This is a genomic window from Streptomyces sp. NPDC019937, assembly GCF_040631655.1.
In the GTDB taxonomy this organism is placed as follows: Bacteria; Actinomycetota; Actinomycetes; order Streptomycetales; family Streptomycetaceae; genus Streptomyces.
In genome coordinates this window covers 1-7,046 of sequence record NZ_JBEYAL010000099.1, presented here as the reverse complement: position 1 = coordinate 7,046, position 7,046 = coordinate 1, and the positions used below count along the sequence as shown (strand labels likewise).

Annotated in this window: 8 protein-coding genes and 3 pseudogenes; 6 read left to right on the top strand and 5 right to left on the bottom strand. The window is 67.9% G+C overall.

Annotated elements, in window-relative coordinates; genetic code table 11:
- Positions 1-267 (top strand): TetR/AcrR family transcriptional regulator (locus tag ABZ562_RS40965; RefSeq protein ID WP_361490513.1); only part of this gene is annotated, 267 nt, incomplete at its 5' end.
- Here ABZ562_RS40965 and ABZ562_RS40960 read toward each other — a convergent pair.
- A pseudogene (locus ABZ562_RS40960) lies at positions 268-471 on the bottom strand (integrase core domain-containing protein); the annotation flags it as partial.
- A 36-nt stretch (positions 472-507) separates the two neighbouring features.
- Here ABZ562_RS40960 and ABZ562_RS40955 point away from each other — a divergent pair.
- The 3 genes from ABZ562_RS40955 to ABZ562_RS40945 are packed head-to-tail and all read left to right on the top strand — an operon-like array spanning position 508 to position 2,220.
- Complete coding sequence (locus ABZ562_RS40955) at positions 508-1,410, top strand: alpha/beta hydrolase (RefSeq protein WP_361490511.1); 903 nt, start codon at positions 508-510, stop codon at positions 1,408-1,410.
- The gene (locus tag ABZ562_RS40950; protein WP_361490518.1) at positions 1,377-1,895 is read left to right on the top strand and encodes an enoyl-CoA hydratase/isomerase family protein; all 519 of its coding nucleotides are present in this window, start codon (positions 1,377-1,379) and stop codon (positions 1,893-1,895) included. The genes ABZ562_RS40955 and ABZ562_RS40950 overlap by 34 nt, the downstream gene beginning before the upstream one ends.
- Positions 1,777-2,220, top strand: coding sequence for an enoyl-CoA hydratase/isomerase family protein (locus ABZ562_RS40945; protein WP_361490508.1), 444 nt, complete (start codon positions 1,777-1,779; stop codon positions 2,218-2,220). The genes ABZ562_RS40950 and ABZ562_RS40945 overlap by 119 nt, the downstream gene beginning before the upstream one ends.
- Before the next feature lie 705 nt (positions 2,221-2,925).
- Here ABZ562_RS40945 and ABZ562_RS40940 read toward each other — a convergent pair.
- Together ABZ562_RS40940 and ABZ562_RS40935 are read right to left on the bottom strand one after the other, a co-directional pair.
- A complete protein-coding gene (locus ABZ562_RS40940; RefSeq protein ID WP_361490515.1) occupies positions 2,926-3,348 on the bottom strand; it encodes a hypothetical protein in 423 nt (140 codons plus the stop codon).
- 19 nt (positions 3,349-3,367) lie between these two features.
- A pseudogene (locus tag ABZ562_RS40935) lies at positions 3,368-3,562 on the bottom strand (hypothetical protein); the annotation flags it as partial.
- Positions 3,563-3,684: 122 nt separating this feature from the next.
- Here ABZ562_RS40935 and ABZ562_RS40930 point away from each other — a divergent pair.
- Together ABZ562_RS40930 and ABZ562_RS40925 are read left to right on the top strand one after the other, a co-directional pair.
- A pseudogene (locus ABZ562_RS40930) lies at positions 3,685-3,957 on the top strand (acyl-CoA dehydrogenase family protein); the annotation flags it as partial.
- A 20-nt stretch (positions 3,958-3,977) separates the two neighbouring features.
- Complete coding sequence (locus tag ABZ562_RS40925) at positions 3,978-4,406, top strand: acyl-CoA dehydrogenase family protein (RefSeq protein WP_361490506.1); 429 nt, start codon at positions 3,978-3,980, stop codon at positions 4,404-4,406.
- 546 nt (positions 4,407-4,952) lie between these two features.
- On the opposite strand, the gene ABZ562_RS40920 is transcribed toward ABZ562_RS40925, so the two are convergent.
- Both ABZ562_RS40920 and ABZ562_RS40915 read right to left on the bottom strand, forming a co-directional pair.
- The gene (locus tag ABZ562_RS40920) at positions 4,953-5,876 is read right to left on the bottom strand and encodes an alpha/beta hydrolase (RefSeq protein ID WP_356087478.1); all 924 of its coding nucleotides are present in this window, start codon (positions 5,874-5,876) and stop codon (positions 4,953-4,955) included.
- 63 nt (positions 5,877-5,939) lie between these two features.
- Entirely contained in the window at positions 5,940-6,353 is a 414-nt protein-coding gene (locus tag ABZ562_RS40915; protein WP_075033969.1) for a tautomerase family protein, read from the bottom strand.
- Positions 6,354-7,046 lie beyond the last annotated feature (693 nt).

Sequence of the window (7,046 nt, the reverse complement as noted above, 5' to 3'; positions counted from 1 at the left end):
ACCACCGGATTCGACGGCACGTCCACCTATGACCTCATGGATGCGACCGGCCTGGGCAAGGGCAGCATCTACAAGGCGTTCGGCAACAAGCACGCTCTTTATGTGCGCGTTTTCTCCGACTACTGCCAGGGCCTCGTCGCGCAGGCCCGCGAGGAGCTGCAGGAGGGCCCGCACGCGGTGCTCACCTCGCCGATGGCCCGCCTGCAGCGCTACGTCGTCTCACTCGCCGACGGGCCTTCCCCCGTGATGGTGGACACGCTTCGTTGATCACGCGGCGAGCGTGAGCTTAGCCGCGCGGTGTCGGCGTTCGTATTCGTTGGGGCTGAGGCGGCCGTTGGCCGAGTGTCGGCGGCGGGTGTTGTAGCGTGCCAGCCAGGCGAAAACGGTTCTGCGACAGGTGCCGGCGTCGCCGTAGTGGCGGGCGCCCTGGAGGGTCTCGCGTTTCAGAGACGCGTGGAAACTCTCTTTCATTTATCGTACGCAATCGCTACCCAGGAGTGTCCCTTCATGACCCTGCGAGAACGAGTCTCCTTCCCGGCCGAGGGTGCGGTGACGCTGCGCGGCACGCTGTACCTGCCCGAGACCCCGGGGCCTCACCCGGCGATCACGATGGCCCACGGCTACGGCGGTACGACCAAGCACGGCATCGAGCCCTTCGCGGAGGTCTTCGCCGAGGAAGGGTTCGTGGTCCTGGTCCACGACCACCGCGGGTTCGGTGCCAGCGACGGTGAGCCCCACCAGGACATCGACCCCTGGCAGCAGATCGCCGACTGGCGGCGAGCGATCACCTACTTGGAGAGCCGTGACGAAGTGGACTCCGACCGGATCGGCCTGTGGGGCACGAGCTACGCGGGCGGGCATGCGATCGTCCTGGGCGCCACCGACCGGCGCCTGAAGGCGGTTGTCTCGCAGGTGCCGACCATCAGCGGCTACGAGCAGGGGCTGCGCCGCATCCCACCGGAGGCGACCACCGCCTTGGAGGAGGCGTTCAACGAGGACGAACGAGGCCGTCTGCGGGGCGAACCTCCGCGCCGCCAGGCCCTGGTGAGTGCCGACCCGTCGGTGCCGGCGTCCTACCGCACGCAGGAAGCGATCGACTTCTATCTGCAGCCCGTCCCTGAAGGACTGTGGAAGAACGAGGTGACGGTCCGCTCCACCCGCGCTGCCCGCATGTACGAGCCCGGCACCTGGATCGCGCGCGTCTCTCCCACCCCCCTGCTGATGGTGGTCGCCACCGGCGACACCGTCACCGTCACCGACCTGGCTCTGGCGGCGTACGAGAAGGCACTCGAGCCCAAGCGGCTCGAACTGATCCCCGGCGGCCATTTCGATCCCTACATCGCACAGTTCGATACGGCGTCCAGGGCGGCCGTGGCCTGGTTTCGCGATCACCTCACGAAGGAGAACTGACCGGCCATGCCGCACCTGACCTACACCTGCCCGGCAAGGAGGACGAGGCCGCGATCGCCGAGATCGTCCTCGCCCATCCGCCGCAGAACCGCCTGACCGCGCAACTGGTCGACGAGCTCGGCGAGGCGGTTGCCGACATTGGGCGCAGCGAGGCCCGCGCCGTGCTCCTTCGCGCGGAAGGCCCCGACTTCAGCTTCGGCGGAGACTTCACCGCATGGCGAGGCATGACGGCGCGGGAACTGCGGGCGACGTTCGACCGCTACCTCGACGTGTACAACCGCTTCGAGCAGCTCCCCGTACCCGTCATCGCCGCAGTCCAGGGGGCTCTGCTTCGGTGGCGGCTTCGAACTCGCGCTGCGTGCCGACGTGGTCTTCGCGGGGCAGAGCGCACGCTTCGGGCACCCCGAGCAGACCCTGGGGATCACCACTCTCCTCGGGGGGATCTACCGCGTCGCCGAACGCGTCGGCCGCGCCCGCGCCTTTGAGTGGGCCCTCACCTCGGAGCAGGTGCCCGCGCAGGTCATGGCCGACACTAGTGTCATCAACCGCCTCGTCCCGGACGACGAACTCCTGAGCCATGCCGGGGACTTCGCCCGCCGAGTGGCCTGCGGTCCCACCCTGGCCCACGCCGCGCACAAGGCGCTGCTGCACAGCTGGACCCTCGGCGGGACCGCCTCGGCGGACCGGGATCTCTTCGACCTGTCCGTACCGCTGTTCGCGACACAGGACGTCAGCGCCGGCCTGGAGTCCGCCGCCGCGGCGCTGCGGGCGGGCAAGCCCCGGCCGGTCCTGGACTTCCACGGCCGCTGACGGCCGCACCGCGCAGCGTGCGAGACGTAAGCGCCACCGCGAACTTCTTTCATCCACCAAGGCATCGAGCGGCGCTGCGGCGACCGGCTGGACGAGTCCGGCCCGTTCACCCTTGAGCATCTGGTCGACGACATCGACGGCACAGTCTCCGCGCTGGACGGTCCCTTCGTCGTCGTCGGCCAGAGCATGGCGGCCCCCATCGCCGAACTCGTAGCCGCACGACATCCCGCCCGCGCCCTGGGGCTGGTCCTCCTTACCCCCATCCCCCTGGCCGGAACGCATCTACCGCCCGGCGTTCTCGAGTCGTTCCGCTCGCTCGGTGGCAACCCCCAGGCCCAGCGCGCCGCACGGCAGCAGCTGGCGGCCGGCCTTGCCGACGCCGATCTGGACCGGCTCGTGGCTGCCGGCGCGGCGGTGCGTCCCGAGGTCGTTCGCGCCTTGGCCGACTGCTGGAACACCGGCCACAAGAACGGGAGTCTGCCGAGCCACTACCAAGGTCCCGTCCTGGTCATGCGTGGCGCCCACGACACCTTCGTCACCGAAGATGTCGTACCGGGGCCGTCACCCCGCGCCTCGCAACGGTGGAGTGCGTCGCGATCCCGGCGGCCGGACACTGGGCCCACGTGGAACGGCCGAGGGATGTTGCCGGCCACCTGAGTCGCTTCTTGACCAGGACGGCTGCGGCACCGGACTGACAATTCCGCGTCATGCGTCCGGGGAAGAACGGACCCAGGAACCGCCGATTGTATCGGCCGTAGTGGGCGTGCCTGTGGCAGAGATGACACGCCACCCCTTGTCCTCGAGACGCACCTCAAAGTGAGCGGCAATGCGTTCGATCTCGGTTTCGTCGGCACCGCGACGCGACCAGATCACGTCCACGCCCGCGGCATCTTCGCTGTATACATTCACAGCGGGGTCAATAATGCTGGTGCGGTCGTACCCGCTTCCTCGCAGCGGGCCATGCATGGACACAACAATGCCGACCACGCCGCCGGATTGGAGCGGCCATTCGTTCGAGCCCCCATACGATCTGTGCATGGGCACTCCCCAGTAGTCGAGATGCTCTCTTCCGGCTGGCCTCCGCGCCCCATGGCAGCCAAATTCGGCACGTAGTCGTTGAAGAACCAGTCGTAGAGTTCTGCAGCCCGGTCGCGGTCGTCTCCAGCATCATCCCCATCGACGGGGCAACCGGCTTGAGCCGCTGCAGATCGGTCCAGGACAGCACGCCCGGGTTGAGGTGCGGCAGCAGACCGGTCTCCTCCAGCACCAGGATCGCCATCGCCCGCACATGGGACAGCGTGTCTGGGTAGCCATGCGCCTCCAACCACTCGCGCGCCTGCGGGGGATCACCAGCTGGACGTTCTCCAGGCGTTGCCAGCCCGCGCCGAGGAAGACGGTGCGGATCGCGGCCACCAGCCCGCTGTGGCTGTCGGGATCGTTTGCAGAGGACGGCAGGAGGCCTTGATGGAACCACAGGACACTGAACGGACCGAGCGCTTTCGTGCTTCGGTGCGCGCGTTCGTCGCCAGCCTGACCCCGCCCGGTTGGCGGGGTATCGGCGCTCTCGCCCCGATCGAACGTGAGGAGTTCCAGGAGATGACGCGGGCCGCGCTCGCAGAGTGTGGCTGGGTCGCCCCAGCCTGGCCAGCGGAGTACGGCGGAGCTGGCCATGGACCGACCGAACTGGTCATCCTGGTCGAGGAGTTCACGGCGCGGGCATTCCGTTCGGTTCGGACAACGACGAGTTCGGCGTCACCATGCTGGGCAACACGATGCTGCGCTGGAGCGCCCCCGCCCTGCTGCGCCGGTTCCTGCCGAGGATCGCCTCCGGGGAGTACGTCTTCGCGCAAGGCTTCTCCGAGCCGGGCGCCGGCTCAAACCTGGCCTCGCTGGCCCTTCGTGCCGAGCGGGCCGACAACCGGTGGGTGCTGAACGGGCAGAAACTCTGGTCCTCCGGGGCACACCGGGCCAACTGGATGTTCGTACTGGCCCGGACGAACCGCGATGCCCCGGCGCACCGCGGGATCAGCATGCTCCTAGTCCCGCTGGACCAACCCGGCATCGAGATCCGCCCGATCCGCAACCTCACCGGCGAAACCGACTTCAACGAGGTCTTCTTCGACGACGCGACGACTGAATTCGACCTTGTCGTCGGTGAGGTGAATCAAGGTGAGCAGTCGCGATGACGCTGCTCGGCTTCGAGCGCGGAGCGACCGCTGAAGGCGCCTATCCGCTTCCGCAACGAGCTCGACCGTCTGATCGAGCTGATTCGCGAGCGCGGCCTGGACCGCGACCGGGACATCCGCCGACGGGTCACGTGTGTCATGATCAAGTCGAGAAGCTGCGCTGCCACGGGCTGGGTACAGCCACCGCGCTGATCGCCGGAGAGGAGCCGGCCCGGCCGCCGCCGCGTTCAAACTGCTCTGGAGCGAGTACCACCAGCGAGCAACCGAGCTGGCCGTCGCGCCCCCGACCAGCATGAGCACCCCGGAGCCCACGCACACCAGCCCACTTGACCGGCAAGCTCCACGATGCACACCGCTCACTCGGGGACGTCGTCGAAGGCGGACGGACCGTTGTCGTGGCATCGGTGTACGTGGATGGATCCGTTGGTGCCCGTCCTGCTGAACGTGGACCAGGGATGCTCGTAATACCGGTCTGAGCACCGTGAGTTATGTGAGCAGCCTGCAATTGGCCTGTGGCCGTCCACCAGAGGTTGGGAGCGCACCTGCTCAGTGCCCCGGTACCTGACCGGCGTCGGCCAGGGCGCCGAGGTGGCTGACGAGGAAGCGGGCGGCGCGGTCGAGTGCGGCGTCCGCCTCGTCGAGACGCCCGTGCTCCGTCTGGTAGACGTGCGGGAGACCCGGCCCGATCTCCAGCGTGGCCTCGACATGGGCCGCGCCCGCGCGGGCGGCCAGACGTACCGCATCGTCGAGGAGCACCTCGTTCGCGCCGACCTGTACGAGTATCGGGGGCAGGCCGGCGAGGTCGGCGAACACCGGGCTCGCCAGGGGGTGGTTGCGGTTGCCTGAGCCGATGTAGAGATCCGCGAACGCGCGCATGTCGGCCGCGGTGACGATCGGGTCGGCGTCTTCCTTGGTGCGCATGCTCTCTCCGGAGAGGGTGAGGTCGACCCACGGGGAGAAGACCACCACGGCGGCCGGCTGCGGCAGCCCGGCCTCGCGGGCGGCGAGCAGGGTGGCGATGCTCAGGCCGCCGCCGGCCGAGTCACCTGCCACGACGATCTCTCGTGGATCGGCTCCGGTCGCCAGCAGGTCGCGGTAGGCGGCGAGTCCGTCGTCGACCGCCGCGGGGAAGGGGTGCTCGGGAGCCAGCCGGTAGTCCACCGATGTCGCTCGCAGTCCGGCGCGGGCGGCGAGTTCACCGGCGAGGCCGGTGTGGGTGTCCGGTGAGCCGGCGACGTAGCCGCCGCCGTGGAGGTAGAGGAGCCGTCCGCGGTCTGCCGCTCCGGCCGGCTCCAGGCTCAGGGCGGGCCGCCCGCCCAGGACGGTCCTGCGGGTGGTGACGCCTTCCGGTGCCGGCCGGGTCACGGCTGCGGCGAACGAGGTGCGCAGCTCGGCGGGGGCGGGCTGCGTGTCGGGGCGCGGGACGGAGCGGTGCAGGGCGTCGAGGGCTTGGCGCTGCTGTCGGGACATGGTGGGTCTCCATTTCAAGTCATTTTCGCTGCCCCGATCCAAAGAACAGGGCAGCTTCGTCCCTTACTTGTTTACCCAAGGCATAGAGAGGTCGATGTCAGAGACCAGCTTTCCACCGCCGAAGCTCATGTTCTCCAAGGGAATGGCATACATCATCAGGGTGACATCGTCCTGGCTGACGCCAACCTTTTCTACGGCGTATCGGGTGACCAACTCCGCGAGCTTGCGTTTCTGCTCCACCGTCCTGCTCGTACCGGTCGTCACCGTTACGATCATGCGCTTGTCGGACCTCTTCACGTCAGGAAAAGTCGGATGGATGAAGAATTCATCGTCCTTGTGCTCACTGATGATGACGAAACGGTCATCCATAGGTGTATCCATGGCTTCATGAAGAGCGAGATTCAAGGCATCCGCCAGAGCCCGCTTCTCTTCGCTAGAGAACTTTTGAGCCGGAAGGTGGGCGTGAAACATTGGCATGAGTGTTTCCTCGGTTGTGTTGTTCAGGTCAGATGAGGCGATGAAGTTGGCTGTTTTCTCGGCTTAGCTAAGAGCGGATCATCGACGAGGCGGCCGCCCGCGCAGGCCGCGACCCGAGGACGCTCCGGCGCGTCTACAACGTGATCGGCGTGATCGGCGACCGCGGGGACGGACCGGGGCTCGTCGGCAATGTGCGGCGGTGGGCAGACACCCTCGCCGAGTGGGCCGTGGAAGTCGGCTTCGACACCAGACCCGAGCCCAGGTCAGCCACTACCGACGCCGCGGCGACCCACTTCCGCTCCGCCTACAGCCCTGGGCGCACCACCGACCGATCCCGCCGATCACCGACCCTCAAGATCTCCGGCTGTAGTACCTGTCCGGAAACCTCGGGGCACCCCAGTCTCTTCGTTTGCATCAGGTGTCGGTCGGGCCTCAGCCCTGGAACGGCAAGTGCGGTCGAGCCCCTGGCCGGCATGGCCCGCGCGGCGCGTGCCGCCCGCCTCGCCGGTCTGGTGCCTCAGGCCCGGCCGGCCTGCGGGTTGGTGAACATGTGGTTGCCCGCCACCGCGTCCTTCGCGGGCACTTCGTCCTGCAGGACGTCCCAGTGCTCCACCACCAGGCCCTCCTCGAAGCGGAAGATGTCGACCACCACGAGGGGCGTCTCGGTGCTGCCGGAGTACCTGCCATGGATCA